General features: G+C 61.1%; 21 protein-coding genes. 12 read left to right on the top strand and 9 right to left on the bottom strand.

All coding sequences use genetic code 11. The features are described 5' to 3' along the window. On the top strand, window positions 1-238 hold a 238-nt coding region (locus tag ACELLULO517_RS27175), incomplete at its 5' end, for a hypothetical protein (protein WP_227310682.1). A 241-nt stretch (window positions 239-479) separates the two neighbouring features. On the opposite strand, the gene mobF is transcribed toward ACELLULO517_RS27175, so the two are convergent. Together mobF and ACELLULO517_RS27165 are read right to left on the bottom strand one after the other, a co-directional pair. Beyond that, window positions 480-4,250, bottom strand: a complete 3,771-nt coding sequence (gene mobF / locus ACELLULO517_RS27170) for a MobF family relaxase (RefSeq protein WP_227310681.1) — start codon at window positions 4,248-4,250, stop codon at window positions 480-482. Window position 4,251: 1 nt separating this feature from the next. Then, window positions 4,252-4,581, bottom strand: a complete 330-nt coding sequence (locus ACELLULO517_RS27165) for a hypothetical protein (RefSeq protein WP_227310680.1) — start codon at window positions 4,579-4,581, stop codon at window positions 4,252-4,254. Between the two features lie 319 nt (window positions 4,582-4,900). Between ACELLULO517_RS27165 and ACELLULO517_RS27160 the strand changes: the two genes are divergently transcribed. From ACELLULO517_RS27160 to ACELLULO517_RS29215, 4 genes are all read left to right on the top strand, one after another. Beyond that, on the top strand, window positions 4,901-5,347 hold the full coding sequence (locus tag ACELLULO517_RS27160) for a hypothetical protein (RefSeq protein WP_227310679.1): 447 nt from the start codon (window positions 4,901-4,903) through the stop codon (window positions 5,345-5,347). Window positions 5,348-5,364: 17 nt separating this feature from the next. Next, a complete protein-coding gene (locus ACELLULO517_RS27155; protein ID WP_227310678.1) occupies window positions 5,365-6,234 on the top strand; it encodes a P-loop NTPase family protein in 870 nt (289 codons plus the stop codon). Then, window positions 6,222-6,869 (top strand): hypothetical protein, encoded by a 648-nt coding sequence (locus tag ACELLULO517_RS27150; RefSeq protein WP_227310677.1) that lies wholly within the window; start codon window positions 6,222-6,224, stop codon window positions 6,867-6,869. The genes ACELLULO517_RS27155 and ACELLULO517_RS27150 overlap by 13 nt, the downstream gene beginning before the upstream one ends. 113 nt (window positions 6,870-6,982) lie before the next feature. Continuing rightward, entirely contained in the window at window positions 6,983-7,324 is a 342-nt protein-coding gene (locus tag ACELLULO517_RS29215; RefSeq protein WP_456304409.1) for a GFA family protein, read from the top strand. Window positions 7,325-7,445: 121 nt separating this feature from the next. Here the strand turns inward: ACELLULO517_RS29215 and ACELLULO517_RS27145 are convergent, their stop codons facing one another. After that, complete coding sequence (locus ACELLULO517_RS27145; protein WP_227310676.1) at window positions 7,446-8,390, bottom strand: GlxA family transcriptional regulator; 945 nt, start codon at window positions 8,388-8,390, stop codon at window positions 7,446-7,448. Window positions 8,391-8,503: 113 nt separating this feature from the next. Here ACELLULO517_RS27145 and ACELLULO517_RS27140 point away from each other — a divergent pair, with 113 nt between their 5' ends. The 4 genes from ACELLULO517_RS27140 (at window position 8,504) to ACELLULO517_RS27125 (ending at window position 12,060) form a co-directional block, all read left to right on the top strand. Continuing rightward, window positions 8,504-9,226 (top strand): DJ-1/PfpI family protein, encoded by a 723-nt coding sequence (locus ACELLULO517_RS27140; RefSeq protein WP_227310675.1) that lies wholly within the window; start codon window positions 8,504-8,506, stop codon window positions 9,224-9,226. Between the two features lie 139 nt (window positions 9,227-9,365). Beyond that, on the top strand, window positions 9,366-9,914 hold the full coding sequence (locus ACELLULO517_RS27135) for a carboxymuconolactone decarboxylase family protein (protein ID WP_227310674.1): 549 nt from the start codon (window positions 9,366-9,368) through the stop codon (window positions 9,912-9,914). 182 nt (window positions 9,915-10,096) lie between these two features. Next, a complete protein-coding gene (locus tag ACELLULO517_RS27130) occupies window positions 10,097-11,173 on the top strand; it encodes an alkene reductase (RefSeq protein WP_227310673.1) in 1,077 nt (358 codons plus the stop codon). Between the two features lie 149 nt (window positions 11,174-11,322). Continuing rightward, the gene (locus ACELLULO517_RS27125) at window positions 11,323-12,060 is read left to right on the top strand and encodes an HD domain-containing protein (RefSeq protein WP_227310672.1); all 738 of its coding nucleotides are present in this window, start codon (window positions 11,323-11,325) and stop codon (window positions 12,058-12,060) included. Between the two features lie 8 nt (window positions 12,061-12,068). Here the strand turns inward: ACELLULO517_RS27125 and ACELLULO517_RS27120 are convergent, their stop codons facing one another. Both ACELLULO517_RS27120 and ACELLULO517_RS27115 read right to left on the bottom strand, forming a co-directional pair. Beyond that, complete coding sequence (locus ACELLULO517_RS27120; RefSeq protein WP_227310671.1) at window positions 12,069-12,650, bottom strand: Uma2 family endonuclease; 582 nt, start codon at window positions 12,648-12,650, stop codon at window positions 12,069-12,071. A 241-nt stretch (window positions 12,651-12,891) separates the two neighbouring features. Next, window positions 12,892-13,482: a hypothetical protein gene (locus tag ACELLULO517_RS27115; protein WP_227310670.1), complete on the bottom strand. Its 591-nt coding sequence runs from the start codon at window positions 13,480-13,482 to the stop codon at window positions 12,892-12,894. Between the two features lie 440 nt (window positions 13,483-13,922). On the opposite strand from ACELLULO517_RS27115, the gene ACELLULO517_RS27110 reads away from it, so the two are divergent. From ACELLULO517_RS27110 to ACELLULO517_RS27100, 3 genes are read left to right on the top strand one after another with little or no spacing between them, the layout of a single operon-like run. Further along, window positions 13,923-14,543, top strand: coding sequence for a hypothetical protein (locus tag ACELLULO517_RS27110; protein WP_227310669.1), 621 nt, complete (start codon window positions 13,923-13,925; stop codon window positions 14,541-14,543). Window positions 14,544-14,567: 24 nt separating this feature from the next. After that, window positions 14,568-14,795, top strand: coding sequence for a hypothetical protein (locus ACELLULO517_RS27105; protein WP_227310668.1), 228 nt, complete (start codon window positions 14,568-14,570; stop codon window positions 14,793-14,795). Then, window positions 14,792-15,229, top strand: a complete 438-nt coding sequence (locus ACELLULO517_RS27100; RefSeq protein WP_227310667.1) for a TA system VapC family ribonuclease toxin — start codon at window positions 14,792-14,794, stop codon at window positions 15,227-15,229. The genes ACELLULO517_RS27105 and ACELLULO517_RS27100 overlap by 4 nt, the downstream gene beginning before the upstream one ends. A gap of 141 nt (window positions 15,230-15,370) precedes the next feature. Here ACELLULO517_RS27100 and ACELLULO517_RS27095 read toward each other — a convergent pair whose 3' ends face one another. From ACELLULO517_RS27095 to ACELLULO517_RS27080, 4 genes are all read right to left on the bottom strand, one after another. Continuing rightward, window positions 15,371-16,237, bottom strand: a complete 867-nt coding sequence (locus tag ACELLULO517_RS27095) for a replication protein RepA (protein ID WP_319796453.1) — start codon at window positions 16,235-16,237, stop codon at window positions 15,371-15,373. A gap of 526 nt (window positions 16,238-16,763) precedes the next feature. Continuing rightward, window positions 16,764-17,753 (bottom strand): plasmid partitioning protein RepB, encoded by a 990-nt coding sequence (gene repB / locus ACELLULO517_RS27090; RefSeq protein ID WP_227310665.1) that lies wholly within the window; start codon window positions 17,751-17,753, stop codon window positions 16,764-16,766. Then, the gene (gene repA / locus ACELLULO517_RS27085; protein WP_227310664.1) at window positions 17,750-18,952 is read right to left on the bottom strand and encodes a plasmid partitioning protein RepA; all 1,203 of its coding nucleotides are present in this window, start codon (window positions 18,950-18,952) and stop codon (window positions 17,750-17,752) included. Before repA ends, repB begins: the two co-directional genes overlap by 4 nt. Window positions 18,953-20,953: 2,001 nt before the next feature. Then, complete coding sequence (locus tag ACELLULO517_RS27080) at window positions 20,954-22,027, bottom strand: site-specific integrase (RefSeq protein WP_227310663.1); 1,074 nt, start codon at window positions 22,025-22,027, stop codon at window positions 20,954-20,956. Window positions 22,028-22,049 lie beyond the last annotated feature (22 nt).

Here is a 22,049-nt window from a genome sequence, read left to right as displayed (position 1 = left end):
TCCCTATGCATTAAGGCTCTGCGCCAGCCTATCCAGCGCAACCCTCGAAAACCTGCATATTGTGAGACGGGTCACCCCTTCTCAGGCGAACATCTGGTCTAGGCTGACCGAGGGAAAAAGGGGGCGCAAATTGCGCCCCCTGGCGATCATCAGCCTCAAGAGAAAAAGCATCAAGGCTGCGATGCGCGAGTTCGGCATTGACCGCCTTGCGCGTCGCCTCGATCGCTGGCAGGCCTAACCGCCTGCTTTCGTGGTGCTTCCGGCACAATTTCTGCGTGAAGGCGGAACCTATCTAAACATCTGATTTGATTTGCGGACCCGACGCGATTCGAACGCGTGACCTTTGCCTTCGGAGGAGCAATGCTCAATCCAAACGATACACTCGGGTCTTGCCCTAGCCGTCAAAGCCTGCACCTTCCCGCGATGCGGGTTCGTTCTTCCCCCAGATTGCTCGTAAGCGGCAGAGCGACCGCCGGCCCTTACCGCCGCTGGCGGGGCTTGCGTATCTGATCTCGCGTTTCTGTCCTGTCTTGAGTCATGCGTGTCCCCGTGGCGACATTGTGCCAATACCCCTCTTGCTCGCGGCTGACGCTGCGTTTCCGCCGGGCGACGTCCGCCAAACGTTCGGCCAAGGCCGCGGTCTGCCACGCTGCACGCGCGATGCTCTCGCAATGTCGGCGAAATCGCTCCGCAAGACTGGGCAGCCGCTCGACAAGGGCTTTCGCGAAACGGCGCTCGCGGATCTCCCCCGTCAGCGGGCTCGCCGGTTCACCGGCCGCTTTGCGGCTCTCCATCCGTTCCATGGTTGGCTGGAATGCCTTGATCGTGCCGCGGCGCAAATTGGCGGCCCGGTCGATCAGCGAATGGGCGGTCTCCTTTTCATCCTGGCGGGAGAGGTTGCGCGTCACGTTTGTGAGCACATCGCTGGCACCAATCGCACGGCGATCGCCAAGGGGGCGGCGGCCGGCTATCTCAGCTCGCTCGGCCCCGTCCGACGTCACCAGGAAGCTCTGCTCCTTGTGACGGCTCCCTGACGTATAGGCCCCGAAGGCGGTCACCATACGGCTGCCACTCGGCATGGCATGGATATGCTCACTGACCGTGGATCCTTGGGATGTGTGGGTGGTCAGCGCTTCGCCGTAGGCGAGCTTCACAAGCCCGTTTCGATCCTGAAGGGTCTCCCAGGGCACGAACCCGGCCCGACCTGCATTAGTCCGCAGCACGAGGCCATCGTCACGGATGGCCGCCACCTCCAGCACCGAACCATTCCGGCCGATATTTCCGTGTGTGCCGGTCTCGATGAAAGTGGCGGTCAGGCGGTCAAACAGCCGCACGCGGTCACCCTCGGTCAGCGGCAGACTATACTGGCGCTGCCCCGTGCCATCGGTTGCTGTCAGAATTTTACGATCAGGCCTTAGGTTGCCCGCGGCTCGTCGCCGTTCGCGAATGGCCATGGAAATGTCATGCGCTTCCGCATTGGTCGGCGCGCTGACCGTGACGGTGAATGTTTCCCGGTCCTTATTAGCCTCGCGACGCTGCTGCCAGAGATCGGCGATCCCCTCGATCGCCTCCCGGTAGCCGCCGGGTATCACCCGGAAGGTGCCGTTCTCTGCTTTCCGCTGCATGGCCTCTGCGGTCTGGCCATTGCGGAACATCAGCACCGTCTCGCGTTCTTCCGCGTCTTTTTGCCGCACCGAGCTCGACAGCTCCGGCACGGCATCTTTGCCGAGCCCACGGCGTAACAGGTCGATGACGGGCCCGGCCTCAACGGCCTGCATCTGCTTGGGGTCGCCAATCAGCACGAGCTGAAATCCAGCCGTCTTCTGCAGGGCGAGAATGTCATTGAGCTGGCGTGTGCCCAAAAGGCCGACCTCATCGACCACGACAACGGTGTTCTGGTTGAGGTCGAGCTTCTGGCGTTGGGCCGCATTCAAAAATGACGCGATCGCGCGGGTCCGATGTTCGATGCCCGCCTCAGCCAGGTCATCAGCCTGGCGCCACGCCAGGGCGATACCGTGAACCGTGCGACCTTCCTGCTTCCAGGCTTCAACAAGAGGCTTTAGCAGGGTGCTCTTGCCGGACCCCGCAACGCCGATAGCGAGACCGACCCGACCGCCCGTGCCCAGACTGTCCATCACGGCGCGCTGTGCGCGGCCATGCTCGGTATTGAAATTCAGCTCGGGGAAGGCGCGCATAGCCGCGTCGATCTGGGCTTTGGTCAGGGCAGCGCTCTTGTCCCGTGCCCCGGCGCGCGCCGTGGCGATCAGCGCCTTCTCCTCGCGCTCTTCCAGTGTGGTGGTGACCGCCACCCGTTCGCGGCCCTGCTTGCCTTTGACGGTGCCCCAGACTAGGGCCGCCTCCTCGCCCCGGCGCCTCACGCCGCGCTCCCGGAAAGCTCGGGTCACGGCGCTGACCTCCTCGGCCGCCTCAATGCCGGCGACAATCAGTGCTTTCGCGGCCACCGTGCGGGCGTCTGAACCGTCGATGACGGCCCGTCGGTCAAATTGCTTTTCGAGGATGGGCATGGCGGCCTGATAGGCGGCTTCGAGGCGTTCCTCGCGGCTTTGCTCCCGTTTGGACGCGTCAGGTCGCAACACGCTGCGGTGCTGGTAGCTGATCTCGGCAGCCGAGCGGCGCCAGGTTGCAAGGTCGCTGACGTCATCCGTCTTGGCACCGCGCGGATCTTGCACGCCGGATTTGAGCAGGCTGATTTTGTGCTCGGCATCCATGGCGTCCCAATCAAGGCCGACGCTCTGTGCGTACTGGCGCGCGGCATCCGTGCCGCCGGTGGTGCGCTTGCTAAAATGCGCGATGACACTCTCCGGCACGGAGACAAGCCGCGCCATGTCACTCTGGTCGAGCGCGATCTCGACCCCGTGGCGGCGCAGATTCTCGGCCAGGAAGGCCTGATAGACCGCGCCAAACTCATGGATGCGCCCTTCGAGCTGGGCCAAATCCAGACCGCCCACGCGGCCGCTCGGGGTTTCAACTGCATTGAATACCGCAACATGGGTGTGAATCTGCATATCGCCCGGTACGCGGCCGGCGGTCCCGGTGAGGCTGTGCAGCTCGGTGGCTGCCTGGCCCGTCTCGTCCTGGGTGACAACCGAGACCGTCGGCCGAGCGGCATAGTGCTGGAAGGACACCCAGCCGATGGCGCCCGGTTCATAGCCATCCTTGCCACCATCGCCCTTCCGCGCGCGGCCAATCTCCTTCTCGATGGTCTGCATGACGCTCTCGATGGCGTCGGTGTGGGCCTGATGCAGCATGGCGCGCTCGGCACTCGTCGGCGCAAACGCCCAGGCGATGGACAATGACTTCGGCGCGGAAAAGGTAAAATCGATATAGCCGATGCGGGATGCGGAGGTTTCCAGCGCCTCCCTATAGGCGCGGTCGGACACCGTCCGGCCGTCGGCCATCCGCCCGGACAGAATATGACCGCGCGCCTCGGCCGAGAGGCCCCTGCCCTTCACACCAAGCGCCGAATGAAGACGGCTCACGGCATGAACCGCCTCCTTCTCCGACAGCGCTTTACCCGCCGCGGTCTTGCCCTCCAGCATGTGCTCAAGCTGGGCACGCGTCGGCTTCTCGTCGTCAGGGATGGCAAAAATCTTGGTGAGGGAAAGCGTCGCGGAGCGCTGCTGCCTGCCGTCAATCTCGCCGCCATCCGCTCTTTGCCCATTGAGCAAGAAAGCGACTTCGCCTGCCCTCAGACCTCGGTTGGTGTTTATCGCAAGGCGGTGTGCCAGAGCCGGGTTCATATCCCGGCGCGGGATCGCCGCCGCGCTGGTGTCATCCCGCTCGGTCGTCGTGGCCGTGATCACATCATCAAAACGCTGCTCGAACCCCTCCCCCCTGAAAAAGTTGGGCGATCCGGCAAGCCGGGCGAGCGTGGCCATCCCCACCTCCCGCGTCACGAGCCCGGCGCCGACGAGGGCCGCCACGGCCCGCATATGCAGTTCGACCGGATCGGGCGCGGCGCCATCCGGCGCAAGCGCACTTTCGCCAATGCGGATGGCTTCGGCTTTTACCAGAGCGTCAAGGGCCCCGCCGCCGGGGAGTAAACCATTCACCGCCAGGCGGCTGTAGCGGCTATAGGCCGCCTCAGCCGTGGTCGGCGGTGTGACGCCTTGCTCGTAATAGTCGGCCATCACGGCCATCTCAGGCGACAAAGTCTGCTGCAACAGATGCTCGGCCATATTGCGGGCCGCCGTCGGCGCACCCGCGCTGCCGGTGCGGTAGGTCAGCACGTCACAGCCCCGCGGGCTCTGCTGCGCCTTCCGGCAATGGGTTGTCATCGAGCGCAGCGCTCAACGCCGCGGGCAAGGCGTCCAACTTCTCATGCAGCACGTCGACCCCGGCGCCCATCGTCTCAACGGCGGCCGTCAGGTCATTAATGGCTGCGACAATGGGCGATTGACCGGGCTCTTCCCGCACGGCAGCGGCGATTTCCGCCAGGAGATCCGTCTGTTGCTGGAGGGTGTCCACCAACAGCCCGAGGGCTTGGTTCATGAGCGACTGCCCGCTCTCGAGCGCCTTGAGACGGGCGGCAATTTGGTCGGCGGGGTCAGTGGGTGGCAAGGGCATCTCCGGAGATGACAGGACATCGTCTGCGGCTCTGCCCGGACCGTAGCTTGACCCCAAAGGGGCCGCAACCAAGCATCCGCTAGGATGCCTTGGTCTGTTACAGCTGCACCTTCCGAAACTCATCATAATACGGCATTGGGCACCCTCTCTATTGCCCACTCAATTCACCACTCTATGTCCCTCTGTATAACCCTCGCCATCCCCCTCTCTTGAATGGATCGTGATCTCTCGACATTTCAAAAAGCGACAAAGCCGCAATAGCCTCCAGTCCATGAGGTTCAGTCCAAGTTTCACTGCTGAGGAGATTTCCGCATTGGCGCAATCACTGAAAGACCGATGGCGACCAGGCGCGCTGATCGATCCGTGGCTGCGAGAGAATGCCGAAATGCTGATTGGGCTCGTGAGAAATCACCATTGGTCGTGGACCGCTGTTGCTGCAGCGATGACGGAAGCCGGCATAACGTACAGGACCGGCAATCCCTGGTCCGGCCAAACACTGCGGTTGCAGATCCGCAGGGCTGCACGACCGTTGAAGCGGTCTCTCGCCGCGGCGATCGCTACGACGCCAATCCCGCTGTCATTGGCGGACGTCTCTGCGAACAAGGCGAACGCGCCTGACGCGAAGGCTGTACCGCGTCGTGTTCGCGTGCCGGTCGTAAAAAGAGTTCTTGCGCCAGCTGCGCCGCTCGGTGCCGAGGATCAAACGCCGCAGGACGAGCGCGCGCACAACGCTCGCGAAGCCATGCGCAGCGAAGACTGATTAATTTTGAGAGGGTGATGATGCACGAGCAGAAGATCGTCCAGGCCACAAAACCGCAGCCGCGCATTCGTCGGCAGGTAGTGACATCAGTCGAGGAACAAAGCCGTGTGCCCGTGCCAGCGGCCATCCAGCGTGTCGCGCCAAAGATCGAAACAGGTATCGACCTTGCCGGAAAGCCCAAGATCGTCTTTGCCGCCGGCCGCGGCAAAACAGGCAAGACCACGCTGCTGCGCTGGATGACGGAGACAGCCCTGGACCAAGGCAGTTCGGTCGTTCTCGCCGATATTGACCCCACCAATTCCTCCTTCGCCTCTTATTTCGAAGGGGTCGAGCAGCCGGAGATCGATGATCCCGCCGGGGTTAGACGGTGGTTACTGGATCTCATCGAAGATTGTATCGCATCCAAGCAATCGGCCATCATTGATCTTGGCGGTGGCGATACGACCCTGCGATCTTTAGCGGGCGATCTGCCGAACTTCGCGGGCGAGATTGAGAAAGGTGGATTGTCGCCTGTCATATTCTACCTGGCCGGCAATCAGCCTGAGGATCTTCTGCCTGCCCGCACTCTGATAGATCGCGGTTTCTCCCCGCAGGCTCAGGCCATCGTTTTCAATGAGACCGCGATCGCCACGGGGCTGACCCGGGAGCAGACCTTCGCGCGTGTGGCAGCGTCACCTGATTACCGAATGCTGACCAAACGCGCGATTAGCCTCTGGATGCCGCGGTTGTTTCCGATGGAGGCGCTCGAAGCGCGGCATTGCCATTTCCTCGATGCGCGCGATCGCACTGTCACGCCGCAGCTTGGCCTCTTCGAGAGTGCGGGCGTGCGCGCTTGGCTTGACGCTATGAATGCACGTTTCGCCGGCGTCTCCTCATGGATACCGTGATCCCAAGCCTCGAGGCACTTCGCATCAAGGTCGAAAAAGCGTCCGGCGCATTACAGCAGGCCGCCCTCGCCGCCCATCTGAACGATGATCCCCTCAAGGAACAGTTGCAGGCCATGGCGCTGACCATGACCGCGCTTATGGACGTCAGCCAACTCGGCGCACGGATACAGACGGACATTGCCGTGTCGCTGGATCGCAAGGCACAGGCAGTGGCCGAGGAAGCGATCGCGCGTGTTCAAACCGCCGGCATGGGCATCCTCGACCAGTTGACGCCATGCCTGGTGGCTTTGGTCGAACGCTCCTCTCGGCAACGCTTGGCCGTATGGCGCACGCGTTCGATCCTCGGCCTAGCCACAGCAGCGCTGCTAACCCTCACCGTATCAGGTGGCTATGTTTATGCGATCGGCTACACCGCCGGGCGGACTAACGGCGAATTGGTCGGACATACCATCGCGTCTGCGATGGCCGCCGGCCCGGAAGCGGTGGCCGATTGGGCCGAACTCATGGCCGCTAATGATCCACGCAAAGCGCTGACAAGTTGCAGGAGGTCGATCATGAACGACGAGCATGGGCGCCGCTACTGTCAGATGCCCGTATGGCTTGACCCACCATTGGAACCACAAGCGAGCTCGTAGGAAAGGGACGCGCATACGCATGTGCCAAGGCGAACCGAGCGACGCTGCTGTTCAAGGGTGATGATTTCGGCAAGACGGATATTCGCACGGCTGGCCGGTGAGAAGGAGAACCGATGGACGGGTCTTGCCATTGCGGCGCGGTGCATTGGCGTTTCGAGGGTGTGCCGACATCGGCGACGGGCTGCAATTGCAGCCTTTGCCGACGCTACGGCGCGCTCTGGGCCTATGGCTTTGAGGGCGAGGCCTTCACGGTGTCGCGTGAGACAGAGACCTATGTCTGGAATCGCAAGTTGCTTGCGTTTCACTTCTGCGCCCGGTGTGCGTGCGTGGTGGCCTGGTTGGCCACAAGTCGCGGCCAGGATGAGCGCTTTACGGTGCGGTCAATCTGCGCCTCGCGGAGGATGCCGCGGCCGTTGCCGCCGTTCCGATTGTCCACCACGACCCGGTCACCATGAGCGGTTTTCCGCGCGACGAGCGATGTGTCGGGGATATGTGGTTTTAATCGCCGTTGTTGTTGAGCCTGGTTCGAAGCAGCCGGTAGCCCGCTGTCTCATCGGTGCAAAACGCGGGCGAGCGTCAAATCGTGAAGCGAGAGCGGTAATCTTGCGGCGTGACGGCGAGCAGACGCAGGAAGCTGCGCCGCATCGTTTCCTCCGAGCCAAATCCGCACCGCTGCGCGACCCGCTTGAATGGCACACGTGACTCGCAGAGCATCTGGCGAGCTGCTTCCACTCTCAGGCGCTCAACAGCGCGGGCCGGTGTTTGCCCCGTCGCCTCCGCGTAGTGGCGACTGAAACTGCGCTCGCTCATACCGGCCTGTTCGGCCAGGACGGTGAGCGAGAGCTCGACGGCGAGGTGATCGTTGATCCAGTCATGGAGCGCGCCGAATTTGTCCTCCGCCGCTTGCAAGGCCAGCGCGGCGCTGAATTGCGCCTGCCCGCCGGGACGCTTGAGGAAAACGACCAGATAGCGGGCCACAGCGAGCGCTACGGAACGGCCAAGATCCGCCTCCACGAGCGCCAACGCCAGATCGATTCCGGCGGTCACCCCGGCCGAGGTCCAGACTGAACCGTCGCATAGGAAAATCGGATCGGGCTCGACCCGGATCGCGGGAAAGCGTTGGGCAAGCCTTGCGGCAAACCTCCAGTGGGTCGTCGCTCGACGTCCGTCGAGTATACCCGCCGTGGCAAGCACGAACGCCCCTGTGCACACAGAGGCGACGCGGCGCGCAACGCTCGCCCGCTGCTGCAACCAATCGATCATCGCCGGGTTCGCGGCTACAGCCTCAACCCCTGAACCTCCGGGGACGATCAAGGTATCGACCACCTCCTCGCGCCGGCTCAACGGCACCGTCGCAAGCCCCACGCCAGCCGTAGAGGTAACGCCACCGCCATCCTGCGCCATCAACCTGATCCGGTAAGGCCTCGCGCCGCCCGCGGCTTCGACGGCGTCGTTGGCGGAGGCGAACACCTGAAAAGGCCCTGTGACGTCGAGCAGTTGCACGCCCGGAAACGTGAGCATGTCGATGTTGCGGACCGTGTTTGGCTGGGATCGTGGGCTCTTTGGCATTTCCGCCAAACGATGCCCGCGTAGTGTCGTCTTGTCTACTGCTGAACTCGGAACCGGAGACGACTATGATTCCCCATGACACTCATCTGAACATTGGCTCCCTCCTATTCGAGGGCATCGATCAGATCGATCTGACAGGGCCGTTCGAGGTGCTGTCGCGTATCCCGAACTCGACCTATCGCATTTACGCCAAGACCATGGCGCCCGTCCGCGACGTGAAGGGACTGTGGCTTACGCCTAACGCGACCCTGGCCGAAGCGCCGCCGTTGGATGTCCTGCACGTGCCGGGCGGGTTCGGCCAAGAAGCGTTGATGGAAGACAGCGAAGTGCTCGGCTGGATCAGACGGCAAGCGGGGGGCGCTTGCAGCATTTTCTCGGTGTGCACAGGCGCTTTGTTGTGCGGCGCGGCTGGGTTGCTTAAAGAGCGCCGCGCTACGACACACTGGTCGGCGTTCCACCTTTTGCCGTTCTTCGGAGCGATTCCTGTCAACGAACGTGTAGTGGTTGACGGAGCCTGGATCTCCGCCGCCGGTGTTACCGCCGGTATCGACGGTGCTTTGCGCCTTGCGGCCGAATTGCGTGGAGACGAGGCTGCCCAGGCTATTCAGCTTCACATGGTCTACGCGCCGGAGCCGCCCTTCAACAGCGGCACGCCGGAGACAGCCCCAGCCGCGATCTTGGAAGCAGCGCGGCGGTCCGTGCGAGGTGTCACTGCGCAGCGCGAGCAAACAGCGCGGCGTATCGCGGCCAAGCTGGGCATTGCCGTCCCAGCCCTGAGTGCGGAATGAACCTGCGCGCGGATGATTTGGCGAGAACCGAGGGTCTATTGGCACATCCGCCACCGACCGAGCGTTTAGATAAGTTTGTATCAGCCAAGTCAAGGCACCGGCTGCGATGGCTCAACCTAACCTTAGTGAAGGAACCAATATGACACTCTTTCCCATCCATACGATCAAATCTGCGCCTGAGGGCTCGAAGCCGGGGTTGCAAACTTTGCAATCGGCATTCGGAATGTTGCCGAACATCGCCGGCGCGATCGCCACGTCTCCTTTACTGATCAACAGCCTCGTTGGTTTGTTCGGCAATGTTCATGGCGGCAGCTTTACGGAGCCGCAGATCCAGATCGTGCTCCTCACTGATGCGGTGACCAACGCGAGCACTTGGGCTGTCGCATTCCATACGGCTTTGGCCCTTGAGGCAGGGATCGATCCCGCGGACGTGCAGGCCATCCGCAACGGCCGCCTGCCGAAGGACGGCAAGCTCTCCGCGCTATCGGCTTTGGCAAGGACAATGATTGAAAAGCGGGGGCGTCTCGACGATCAGGATGTCGATCAATTTATCGCGGCGGGCTTCGGCAAGGACCATGCGCTCGAGGTCATCGCCATCGTGGCCGCGTCCACAATCACCAACTACACCGCCAGCATCACGAGGCCCCCGCTCGAAGCGGCCTTTCAGGCCCATGCCTGGGCCGGGTGATCGTCTTCAGGAAGAATGGCTGCGTTAATCCATCAAGCCAGAGGACGGGTCCCCCACATCAGTCACAGGGTGGGGGCCGCTCCTCTAGGAGAAAATATCAAGGCATCTACCAACTAAGGCGTTGTTATTTTCCGCGCAAAGCACCGAAATATGTGACCCCATTTTAGATACTGAGGCAAGCTATGTCCGCTCTATTTTCTAAAGCGTCGCTCGGTCCACTATTGTTACAAAACCGATTGGTGATGAGTCCTTTGACACGTAACCGTGCGATCAACAATGTACCCAATGATCTCATGGCTGAATACTATGCGCAGCGAGCCACGGTGGGCCTGATCATTACCGAAGGCACTTCCCCCTCGCCAAATGGTTTGGGTTATCCGCGCATTCCGGGGATTTTTTCACAAGAACAGGTTCAGGGGTGGAAGCGTGTGGTCGACGGCGTCCACGACAAGGGCGCGAAGATCTTTCTCCAGCTCATGCATTGCGGCCGCATCGTGCATCAACTCAACTTACCCAAGGGCGCCCGCGTAATTGCACCCTCAGCGATCGCGGCGGCGGGCGAGATGTATACCGACGCGGAGGGCATGCAGCCGTTTGCAACCCCGCAAGCGATGTCGGAAGCCGATATCAAGACCGCGATAGAGGAGTTCGTGCTTAGTGCGACGAATGCTATCGAGGCAGGGTTCGACGGCGTGGAATTGCACGCTGCGAACGGCTACCTGCTGGAGCAATTCATTCGGCCGACGAGCAACCAGCGCGGCGACAAGTACGGCGGCCCCATCGAGAACCGCGCTCGCATGGTGCTGGAAACCGCGGAAGCCGTCATTCGCGCAATCGGCAAGGACAAGGTCGGCGTTCGGCTTTCGCCTTTCGGCGTGTTGAACGATATGACTGATTACCCAGAGCAGGAGGCCGACTACGAGTACCTCGCTCAACATTTGACCCAATTGCAACCTTTGTACCTGCACCTGGTCGATCACTCGTCGATGGGCGCGCCGACCGTGCCAGTGAAAATCAAGCAGACGATTCGGAAATTGTTCAAAGGGTCACTGATTTTGTCAGGGGGCTACGACGCGGCGCACGCGGAGAAAGATGTCGCCTCCGGCGCGGCTGATTTGATAGCCGTTGGACGACCGATCCTATCAAATCCGGATCTGGTAACACGCTGGCAAGGCGGGGCAGGCCTCAATGAACTGGATATGGATACGTTTTATACGCCAGGTCCTCATGGATACACAGACTACCCCTATCTGACGTAATGACCGGCCGCGTACCCGGAAAATTCAGTCGAACCGCGAACTGGATCCTTTTGGCGGTCGCCCATGCTGCTGACGTCGATCAGCGGACCCCATAGCGGCGAGCTAGCAGGGCCCGGCGGCAATGGGTGAAGCCAATTTAGATCGCAGAGTTGTTCCTGGACGCCGCAGCCGTCATAGCCGGAGTCACCATCGCAAAGGCGCAAGCTGCGGCATTCGAGAGCGATAGTCAGTGTACAAAAAGGGATGCGGTTATGAAAATCAGGGCAGTGATATCTTTGCCAGATTCACAGATGGTAAGCGAAGCACGAGACCTAGCACAAAATTCGTCTGAGCTCTATCTGTTTAACCACGTCATGAGGTCATGGATATTCGGTGCGTTATTGGCCGAAAAAGACGGATCAAAGCCAGATCCAGAGCTTCTTGCTGTTTCGGCCTTACTCCATGACCTTGGTTTGACCGATACATACATGACAAATGACAATCGGTTTGAAGTCGACGGCGCAAATGCGGCGAGGTCTTTTCTTCAAACCTACGGTTTGTCGCCTATCGATGTGCAACTTGTGTGGGACGCTATCTCTCTCCATTCGACACGTTCCATAGCGCTTCACAAAGGTCCGGTAGTGTCATTCTGCCACTCAGGGGTGCAGGTCGACGTCTCAGGCAACCGTTATGATGCAATCGAGCCGTCCCTGATGGAGCAAATCTTGCAGGCCTATCCCCGTCTGTCGTTCAAGGAAAACCTCACCAACTGCCTTTGCGGAATCGTTCGCCGGAAGCCGACCACAACGTTCGATAACTTCATGCATGATTTCGGAGAGCGGTTCGTTTCTGGGTATCAGGCGGTTTCGTCTGTAGATCGCCTCAACGACGCTCCGTTCGAGAGTTAAAACTAAGCTTAGCTGTCCTGGTTATCCTGGTCGGCGAATTCGATGCCCTCGTAGATTTCAGCGACCGGGATTTCGATGCCGATTTCGGGCATCCGGAGGATATCGCCGTTGCTGAGCGCTGTAGTTTGCCAGGCTTGTTCGAGCGAGCTGCGTTCGAGCACCAGGAGCCCGACAGCGGTGGCTTCCAGGATCACGTAGCGCCGGATGGAAGAAACTGCCGCGTATTCACGCACTTTGACGACACGATCGGTGGCGCCGGAAGATGGGCTGAGAACTTCGAAGACAACGACGATGCCGGGGATTTTGCGCACGTTGGGATCAAACTTCGTGCAGGTGACGACGGCATCCGGATAGCGAACGGCGTTATTGATGGTCTCGACGCCGGCATCAGAGCCGAGATGCAGGCATGAACTGCCATTGAGACGTGACCGTAGAGCGAAGAACAGATTTCCGCCGATCATGCTGTGGCCGCCTGTGCCGCCAGTCATAGCCACGGGTCGGAGACCATCGAATTCGAAGTGGCCTTCCTGGCGTTCTGCCCAGGAGAAGAACTCTTCCTGTGTCCAGGGTTTGCGAAGGGGCGCGTTCATGGCCTCAGTCTCAGCATGAGCTGGCATGTTTGGCTTCCTTTTCGAGATGAGTGTTGGAAATCAAGCGCGTAGCGCTGGTATGCAAGGTAGCGGCGCAGGGCTGCGGAGGCTGTGGGGCGAAGCCCTGCAGGCGAGCGGGCCTGGGCTGCGCACTCGAGCGTGCCCCTTCCCTCTCCTTCCCAAGGCCGGGCATCGAGAACATGAGAAGAGGCGAGGACCTTGCGGTCCCCGCCTCTCTGTCTCAGCCGAGGGCGTCGATCTGGGCGGCTGCGGCCTGTGCGCTGACGCTGCGGGACGGGGCGATTGGGGCCTCGTAGGGCTTCCATTCTTCACCGGTCAGCCCGCGGAAGGCGTGAACGGCGCCGGTTGCGGAGGCGTGAAGGGCGTAGGCGGTGAGGCCGGCCTGAGCGGCGAATTCGCGGGCGCGGGCTGCTTTGCCGTCGAAGCCGGAAACCCCGTCCCGATCTTCGTCGCGGTCCTCGTTGGCGAGCTTCATGGTCATCTCGCAGGCGACCGTGACCTTGCTGGAGTAGAAGGTGGCGGCGCCGTGGGCGGACCCGACACAGGCCCCGACGATGCGCTGGAGGTGGATGCGGAGCGCCGTCTCGTTGACGGTGGGCTGGAGGGCGTCGGCGTGCTGGGTGAAATGCGCTTCGGTGGTTTCGCGGATGCCGTCGAAATCGACGGGATCGAGGCCGAAGGCGGTGCTGAGCTTATGGGCCTGTGTGGCGGTGGGGGTGAGGCGGGCGACAAGTTCGAGGGTGATTGCCTGACGGCACTGCGGGGCGCGAGCGAGCTGGGGAGCGGACTTCTGAGCGTTCTTGAGGGCCATTTTCGATCTCTATAAAAGCCGGGGGATCCAGAACCCGTTGTCCTGCTCTTCCGCCTCGGTGCGGATCGACCAGGCCGGGAAAGATGAGGGCTGCACCCCTGAGAACGGCAGTGGTGCGGGAGCGCAGCGACTAGGTGCCGTTCGAACCGGAAACGCTTTGCCCGTCAGAACAGGCGCGCATGCGCCTGGACGGCAAAGCGGGGGTAAGCGGCCCGAGACGGCCGGCCTAGATCAGCGCAACCGAAGGCCGGAAAGCAGAGCAATGGGTTTGTCATCCCTTCCCCCGGCTTTAGAGAGATTGGAGATGGCTTCCAACGCCAGGGGTCGGTCCGTTCCCTGCCCGCCCCCGCCTTGCAACGGCAGGCACCATCCGGCTTGGCGCCGGCCCCCACAAGCCGTGGCAAGCCCAAGATCGTCTTCGCGGCCGGCCGCGGCAAGACATGCAAGACGACACTGCTGCGCTGGATGACCGAGATTGCGCTCGAACGCGGCGCGAAGTGCTGCTGGCGGTTATCGATCCCACCAATTCCTCGTTCGCCTCCTATTTCGAAGGGGTCAAGCGGCCAGAGGTCGACGATCCTGCGGGTGTCCACCGCTGGCTCTTGGACTTGATCGAGGATTGCATCGCGTCAAAGCAGTCAGCGATCGTCGATCTTGGCGGCGGAGATACGGTGCTACGATCTTTAGCGGGGGAGCTTCCGGGCTTTGCCCAGGAGATCGAACGCGGTGGTCTTTCTCCCGTAATCTTCTATCTCACCGGTAACCAGCCAGAAGATCTTCTGCCTGCGGTGACACTGAAGCAGCGTGGGTTCTCTCCGTGCGCGCAGGCCATCGTCTTCAACGAGACAGCAATTGCCACCGGGTCGACGCGCGAGCAGACTTTTAGCCACCTCGCCGCCTCTCCTGAATTTCGGGACATGAGCATAGTGCCTCACCTAATGGTCATTGATGTGGTGCCCCGGCACCAGGAACCTCTCTCAGACGGGAAATTCCCAGCCTGGATCGGAAGGCGCTGTCTTGAAGCGGCCCGGCTTTCGGTCTATGTGATGTGTGATGATTGATGCACGATGATGTTGAGGCCGGTCATGAGAACCACCCTTGCGATTGATGATGATGTACTGCAGGCGGCCAAGGCGCTTGCCCAGCAGCAGCATCGGCCCCTGGGCGAAATCATTTCGGACCTCGCGCGCCGGTCCCTGCAGCGCCCGGTATCTCAAGCGTCCCGCAATGGCATACCCTTATTGGCGCTCAAGCCCGGCACGCGACGGGTGACGCTGGATATGGTGAACCGGCTGCGCGATGAGGCGCCGTGACCTATCTGCTTGACGTCAACGTCCTCATTGCCCTGATCGATCCGGCGCATGTGGCCCATGAAGATGCGCATCATTGGTTCGCGATGGTCGGGCATGAAGCTTGGGCCACCAGTCCGATCACTGAAAATGGCGTTATCCGCATTCTGGGAAATTCGAAATACCCCAACTCTCCCGGTTCGCCCGCGGCCGTGGCAGACATCATGCGGGCCTTGAGAGCGCTGGCCGGACACCAGTTCTGGCCTGATAACATCAGCCTTGTCGAAACGCCGGGCCTCGATGTGGCGAAGATTTTGACGGCCGGGCAGGTCACCGACACCTATCTTCTGGCGCTCGCCAAATCCCGCGGGGGTCTCCTCGCGACCTTCGACAGAAAGCTCTCCGTCGCCAGTGTCGTGGGCGGTAAATCCGTGCTCTGTCTTATCCCCAACGCTTAAAATAACCTGGGTTTCGGACAGGCGTTGCGTCTTTCCCTCCTTTCAGACATCGCCGCTCCGGGCCGAAGGTTGGGGACCGGCCAGCATTCGTTGAACGTCGAGTTTTGAAAGCACGCGATGTGGACTTTTGCGAGTCGGGCCTTACCGGACGGCGGCGGCTTTCTGCGGCACGGGGGATTTGGACGGTTTGAGCGTCAGCCCGCGTTCATCCACATCCACTTTTGCGTCCGGATAGACAGCAAGCGCCAGGTTGAGATTTTCAAGGAAACGGGGCTTGAAGTGAAACTGTTCTTTGTAACCGCTACCGAACTGACCCATCAGCGCTTTCCAGGTCACCTGCCTTGGGCCTGACAGGACGTGCAGGCGGTAGGCCAGCCAGCAATAGATATCTAGCGCCATCGAGTTGTTGTTGATGGCTCTGATCGCCGCTTCTTCTAGGGGCACAGGATGTTTGCGCAGCTGCTCGAAGAAGACTTCAGACAGGCGTGCGGTTTCCAGAAACAAGGTGCCTTGACCGGGGTCGGCGCCATCCACGAACATTGCGGTATCCATGATGTTCTGATTGACGAGGCCCGCCCGTCCGGCAGTCTGTATATGAAAGGTCAACCGGCAGCGCGAAATGCGCTCAGCTTGTTCCCGGACATCTTTTAGCGACTTGCCGCCGATCGAAATACCCAGACGTGTCAGCCAAGCGCGTAAGGATTTTCCGAGTTCGATCTCGCGGCTGTTGGTGCGTAGCGCTTCCGTCTGCAGATAAAGCATGATGAGACGAGCGCGCGACCCATAGGGCACGCCAACCCAGGTCGGTTCCCCGAAATCGTTGGCCCGGCGCCCAGGCTCGATCAGTAGCTTCACATGGTCGGACGTGATCTGCCAAGTTTGATCGTCTTTCAGACGACGGTGCGGGAGGGCAGCCTGGGTCCAGCCGGAATAGACAAAGCCAATGCCGTTGTCCTCATCAGCCATATAGGACGCAGCAGCTTCGACAACGCGACGGTCAACATCCATGGCAAGGGTGCCAAGGCGTCCTCGCATCTCGATTAGGTCGTGAACCGTCCCCATTGCCGCACCCAATCAGCGAATGGAGGGAAAACTGCCAGAGGATGAGGTAAATGTCGCCGTGGACTTTAGGGAGGCAAACTATTTGGGAAGTTATTAGAAGTCTTTCTATTAGTTTGCTCGCGACAGTCCACGGGATAACGTAGCTAAGTTCTTGATTTAACGTCAGGGCCTCTCGCAACAGTCCACACTTGCCTCGCAAGGGTCCACAGCAGGCTTGGGGATGAGTCGCTGTGGCTGCGGCCTCTAGGTTTCGGCGACTCGGAAGCCCGCGGCCCCTGACGGCGAGTGCGCGAAGGGCGGTTTGCCCCGAAGATCATCGCAAAAGTCCACGGAGCTGCGCCGCTGTCGCGGCCGGTACGATGCGCAAGGGGAGGTTGCCGTGGCCGCCATCGCAAAAGTCCACGGGCGAATGGCCAGCGGCGCAGTTGTCCATTGCGGTGACGGCGTTTCGCGTCTCGCGAAAGTCCACGCTTCAGGGGCTTTCGTAGGCCGCGATCAGCGCGGGCAGATTTTCAAGCAGGTAGCGATCCAGACCAGGGGCGAGTTTCAGATCGAACAGCAGGCGAAACCCTGCGGCCGTCGGCTCTGCCGTGCCCACGGCCCTGCCCTGGGCATCGCGAAAGGTAAAAGGTGCGTCCGCCGGTGCCTTGGTGGCGCGCAGCCGCGTCAGCGCCAGGTCAAAGCGCGTGTCGGAGCCGACTTTCCGGAATGCGGGCTCTTCGATGATGGCGACAAGCCGCTCGCGCGCGCGCGCATCAGCTAGCAGAGCGGCAAGCTCCATCCAGCGCGGACGTCCCGCCCGTGGTGCCGGGCCGATCGCCGCAATGAAACTCTTGGGAATCTCACGTGCGATGGCCAGCAGCCGCGTCATCTCTGCCGGATGGACTGCGAGCGCGGATTGGATGACGGAGCGCTCGAACCCTTGGCTTTCCAGATGCGCGGCGAAAGTCGCACGTTCGATAAAGGATAGGTTGCGGCGCTCGGCATTTTCCTTGCCCTGGGCTATGACCAGATCGGCGTCGCTCAGCGGTCGCACCAGAGCCTTGACGTTGCGCTGCAGCTCGCGGCAGGCAGTCCAGCGGCGATGGCCGTAAGCGACCTGATAATAGCCGGGCTTACCCTTATGCGGCCGCACCAGGATCGGCACCTGCTGACCCGAGGCCGCAATGCTCTCGACCAGCTGACGGAAATCCGGATCGGAGGTGCGATCGATCCGGTCATCCACGAAGGAGGGTTCAATCAGCAGCGGGTCCAGCTCCTGGACGACCTCCCCGCGTGCGATTTGCTCGGCGAAGGTTTCGGCTAGGGCCGCGTTGGCTTCGATCCGGTTAAGGCTGAGCCCCATGGCCCGAATCGCGCCGGACGGCACGCGGGCGGTTTCGGCAAGCGGACTCCCTGGCGGCACGGCGTCAGTGACGGGTTTGTCGAAGGCCGCTTTCAACAGGTCTTTGCGTTTCATCATGATCCACGGCCCCAGCTTGCCTTGATGAGGGATTCGACTTCGCCGTTCACCGCATCCAAAGCTTCGATGGCGCGGCTATAGGTTGCACGGCCAAGGCTTTGGCGGCTGATTTCATACAGCGTCTGCTTGGTCAGCCCGGCGTCTGAGACAGCAGTGGATTTCAGCATAGGTGTGGTCAGCACCCGCTCGCCAAAAAGATTCCGCAGGAAGCCGACGATTTGGGTCTGCGGGCCGTCCTGCGGCTCGTAACGGGTGATGAGATAGCGAAGAAAATCGTATTTCAGCTCACCTCCGGCATTTCGCACCACGCTGAGCAGATCGGCGGTCATCAGCAAAAACTGGGACATGCTGGCAATATCGAGCATCTGCGGATGAACGGTGACAATGACGCCGGTCGCGGAACAGAGTGCCCCAAGCGTGAGGAAGCCAAGCTGCGGCGGACAATCGACGACGATCACATCGTAGCTGTCATTGGCTTGGGCGAAAGTTTCCTTCACGCGGCTGAAGAAAAGGTCGTGCTCGCCCCGTTTCGCCATGGCCAGAATGCGCGGTGTGTCGTGCTCGAATTCCTGCAATTCGAGATTGGCGGGCACGATGTCGATGCCGGTGAAATAGGTCGGGCGGACAATCTCTTTCAATTTCCGCCGTTTGTCGTCGTAGCGTATGGCCGCATACAAGGTCTCGTTTTCCGAGAGATCGGTTTCCGGCTGAAAGCCGAAGAGGGTCGATAGGCTGGATTGCGGATCAAGATCCACCGCCAGGACGCGGAAACCGCGCAAGGCCAGATATTGGGCAAGATGGGCGGACGTGGTGGTCTTGCCGGAGCCCCCTTTGAAATTCGTGACCGCGATGACCTGAAGATGCTCACCATCTCGGCGGCGCGGGAGATAGGCGCGGCCTTCACGGGACAAAATTTGGCGGTATTCGTTTATCTGGGCGAGGGTATAAGAGCGTCGGCCGGCCACCACACTTACCGGGGCAGGCCCTACTTCCGCCAAGGATAGCTGCCGCAGATAAGCATCGCTGATGCCGATAATCGATGCCGCCTCGCCGCTAGAAAACAGGCGCAACGGCTTGGCCGAGCTTGGCGGAAACAGTCTTGCACGCAGGTTGAATAATTCTGAACTCAGCGCCTGAGCGTCGGCACGGATTTCTTCGTCGACGTGACTTTTTTCAGGAAGCGCGCCTTTATCCAGCATCTACGGAAAACTTCCATAATTCGATGAATATCCGTTAGTAGCCGCATCGTGGCTGGTAGCGCAATCGGCTTTTGTCGCCTGCCGCCAAAATTGGGACGGAGATCGCGTGTAATGGCGCCGCCTATCCCTAGAAAAACGCGACGTTTTTGACAGCTGTCAAGAATACCTTTGGGCAAAAGCGAAAAAGGAGCTATCGGTCTGTCTCGGTGGCGACGGAATTGACAGCTGTCAAAAGCGTCGCGGCTTTGACAGCTGTCAAACCCCCGGTCAGTCCCATAGCAGATTAACGTCCAACGAAACCGGGCAGTTGCACCCTCGCCGGCACCTTTCGCTTGTAGTCGGCATAGAGGGATTTCCAGCTGGCTCGCCAAAAAGGAGCCGGAACCGACTGCAATCGTCTCTTCGTAGAACGAAATTCTTCGGCGAGGTATAAAGCGTGCCAGCCCGGCGGCCCGAGCGGCTGAGGATACGGTGCGGACCATAGTCTAAAACGGCGGCGTGTGGTTTTGGGTCCGGCTAGGCCAAATACCGGTAGACCCGCTCGACCCTAGTATTGGAATCTGCGGCGCGGGACGTGCCGCTCTCTATTGCCAGCCTTACCGGGCAGTCCGCGGCACGACGGGTCCAGGCACGGCCGAGTTCTGTCTATTGCAGGCGCCCGATGGTGGGTGCTGGGCCTATCCGCCTCTATGACATCGATGGGACAACCACTCACATTTTCAGCGGCCGGGGCAGAGTGGTTTTGTAATGGCCATGCTTGTATCATGGTCGGCCGGTTGTAACCTACTACCAGAAGGGCAAAGGTGAAGAGACTGCGCTCGACAAAGGTCAGATCGGTGCGGCTGTATTTTCCTGACTCTGGGCAATGCCAGCTGCCGATCGCTCATTGGCCGTAAGGCTGCGCACCGGGCGGCCATGTCCGAAGGCGGCTTGATAACGGCCGGGCTCGGTGGGGTGCGGGCGCACTGAATGAAGCCTGGCCATTGCGCGCGATGCAATTGCATAAGGCCGTATAACGGGCGTCATCCTGTTCCAAGCGGTCGTAGAGAAAGGAAGGGTCGATCAGCCCGGGGTCAAATACGCCGCTTCCCCGTGATCTTCACTTCTCTAGGCCGCTTCGGTCTCCGTCCGTCCGCGGCATTGCGCGCTATTCGTCCTTGGTTGGAGATTAAGCCGGATTGGCTGCGGGCTAGGCTGCGGCAGCATGGGCCAGGTGAGTGATTCGGAAAATCCCTCCGATTCCGGGGATGCAAAGCGATCTGCTCATCATGCGGCGCTTCATGTGGAAGGAGACGCCCCCTGCCTTGCGTCGGCCGCGAACTGGTCACGCGGGCCTACCTGGCCGTAGCCTCATGATCGCCCGTTTATGTCGGTCTTCCCTGCTGATTTCAGTAAAGCGCCGTTGGCGCTTCGGTGAAGCCGCAGACCTCCCGGTCTTTGAGCTAGTCTATAGGTGACTGTCTACCAGGCGCAGCGACGCGGGCCGCCTCATAAGCGGCATTGACGCGGTTCATTTGCGCTTGAAAGCCGCCGGTGTCCCAGTGAGAGAGGAGCGCCAGTTTGATCATCGCTTTGCGGGAGTTTCGATGTTCACATCCGACGGTATGCCGAGAGTTTCGTGCCAGCTGAAGGCGGCCTCCTTGATCATATCGCGCGCGCTTCCAGGGTGAACCCTATCCGCATTGCGGCTCACTGGGGCGCGGCTGCTTGGCTGCAGGACCAGTTGTTTATCTGGCGTGGGGTGGCGGCGGTGATGCGGGTGAACGTAATCTATCGGACGCCGCGGAAGAGCGCGGCGGATGCGGTGGGCAGAAGCGATTTCACGGCGTCATTTATATAGGACTCACATCTCTTCCAGCGATAAAATTTCAGTTCTTATGTTATCTAGACGTAATAACCCGGTATAGCATTGTGCGCTGGACAAGTTACTGATCTAATTATCATTTCGGCATTTGGATTTGCTTACGAGGTGAGGTCTCGCCGGTAGAAACACTGGCGCCATCACATCAGACCGCTCAGCGGGTGCCCTTCGAACGGATCTCCGAATTCGAGATAGGCATCGAGCACCGCGTAGGTCTTGTGCCGCCCAAGCTGCTTCAGCCGCGATGGGTGGATGCCCAGATCCTTGCCGGTCGTCAGTGCGCCGCGCTTGAGACTGTGGCCGCTGAGGATCGCGGGATCGAACCCGGCGGCCTGGGCGCGTAATTTGATGATCCGGGCAACGGTGCCCGGGTCGAGGGCCTCAGTGCCGACCACGACAGCAGGCCGGACAGCGTCGGGTGCTTTGGAGCGGGTCGGAGGCTGCCAGATCCTCCGGAATAGAGGCCCCTCCGTGATGCCGGCAGCCGCCTGCCAACGGCGCAACGCCCTGACCGGGCAGAGCGCGGTGGTCCCGTAGGGAATCGCGACGATGACGGGTTTGCCCGTCCGTTCGCCCTTGGAGTGGGGCAGGGTGAGATGCAGGCCGCGGTCACGGGTCTCCAGATGCTCGATCTGGATGGCGGCCAGTTCCGATCGCCGCAGGGCGCCGGCAAAGCCGGTCAACAGCAAGGCACGATCGCGCAGGCCCACAAGATCGTCTCCGATCGGTGTCAGAATTTGACCCAGGATCGCGAAGGTGGCGGCGAGCTTGCGCGTGGGCATCTCGCCTTGGGCGCTCGCGTGGCGCTGGATGCCGGCCATGGTCTCGGCGACGCGCGCTTCGGCCGTCGGCACAGGGAGGCCTGCGATGAAATGCAGGTAGCGTATGGCCGCGCGGCGAAGGGTGAGGGTGCTGACACTCGCGCCCTGGCCGCGTTCGGCTGCGAGGAAGGCTGCGATGTCGCCGGCAGACGCCGGCAGGCAGGGGAGGGCGTGGGTCTCGCACCAAGCGCACCAGGCGCGGACGCCGGCGCGGTAGGCGCGGCGGGTATTCTCGGCTTTGGCGTGGCGGGCATACGCGTCTGCGGCGTGGCGGGCCGTGGCGAGGGTTCCATCAGCTAAGGGAATGGCAGCTTTGGCGGCCGCATCGAACCAGAGGCGAACGTCCTCCGGAGGCTGTCCGACAGGGGCTTCGCCGACTGTGACCTGGTTCATTGAAACCGAGAGAGCCACGAGG

Source organism: Acidisoma cellulosilyticum, assembly GCF_020621385.1.
GTDB classification, from domain to species: domain Bacteria; phylum Pseudomonadota; class Alphaproteobacteria; order Acetobacterales; family Acetobacteraceae; genus Acidisoma; species Acidisoma cellulosilyticum.
The sequence above is the reverse complement of the archived record's forward strand: the minus strand, read 5'-3'. Positions and strand labels throughout refer to the sequence as shown.

Coding starts and splice junctions, on each gene's coding strand:
- ACELLULO517_RS27155 (WP_227310678.1), top strand. CDS start 5,365: ATGATGCACGAGCAGAAGATCGTCCAGGCCACAAAACCGCAGCCGCGC.
- ACELLULO517_RS27150 (WP_227310677.1), top strand. CDS start 6,222: ATGGATACCGTGATCCCAAGCCTCGAGGCACTTCGCATCAAGGTCGAA.
- ACELLULO517_RS29215 (WP_456304409.1), top strand. CDS start 6,983: ATGGACGGGTCTTGCCATTGCGGCGCGGTGCATTGGCGTTTCGAGGGT.
- ACELLULO517_RS27145 (WP_227310676.1), bottom strand. CDS start 8,390: ATGCTCACGTTTCCGGGCGTGCAACTGCTCGACGTCACAGGGCCTTTT.
- ACELLULO517_RS27140 (WP_227310675.1), top strand. CDS start 8,504: ATGATTCCCCATGACACTCATCTGAACATTGGCTCCCTCCTATTCGAG.
- ACELLULO517_RS27135 (WP_227310674.1), top strand. CDS start 9,366: ATGACACTCTTTCCCATCCATACGATCAAATCTGCGCCTGAGGGCTCG.
- ACELLULO517_RS27130 (WP_227310673.1), top strand. CDS start 10,097: ATGTCCGCTCTATTTTCTAAAGCGTCGCTCGGTCCACTATTGTTACAA.
- ACELLULO517_RS27120 (WP_227310671.1), bottom strand. CDS start 12,650: ATGAACGCGCCCCTTCGCAAACCCTGGACACAGGAAGAGTTCTTCTCC.
- ACELLULO517_RS27115 (WP_227310670.1), bottom strand. CDS start 13,482: ATGGCCCTCAAGAACGCTCAGAAGTCCGCTCCCCAGCTCGCTCGCGCC.
- ACELLULO517_RS27110 (WP_227310669.1), top strand. CDS start 13,923: ATGCAAGACGACACTGCTGCGCTGGATGACCGAGATTGCGCTCGAACG.
- ACELLULO517_RS27105 (WP_227310668.1), top strand. CDS start 14,568: ATGAGAACCACCCTTGCGATTGATGATGATGTACTGCAGGCGGCCAAG.
- ACELLULO517_RS27095 (WP_319796453.1), bottom strand. CDS start 16,237: ATGGATGTTGACCGTCGCGTTGTCGAAGCTGCTGCGTCCTATATGGCT.
- repB (WP_227310665.1), bottom strand. CDS start 17,753: ATGATGAAACGCAAAGACCTGTTGAAAGCGGCCTTCGACAAACCCGTC.
- repA (WP_227310664.1), bottom strand. CDS start 18,952: ATGCTGGATAAAGGCGCGCTTCCTGAAAAAAGTCACGTCGACGAAGAA.
- ACELLULO517_RS27080 (WP_227310663.1), bottom strand. CDS start 22,027: ATGAACCAGGTCACAGTCGGCGAAGCCCCTGTCGGACAGCCTCCGGAG.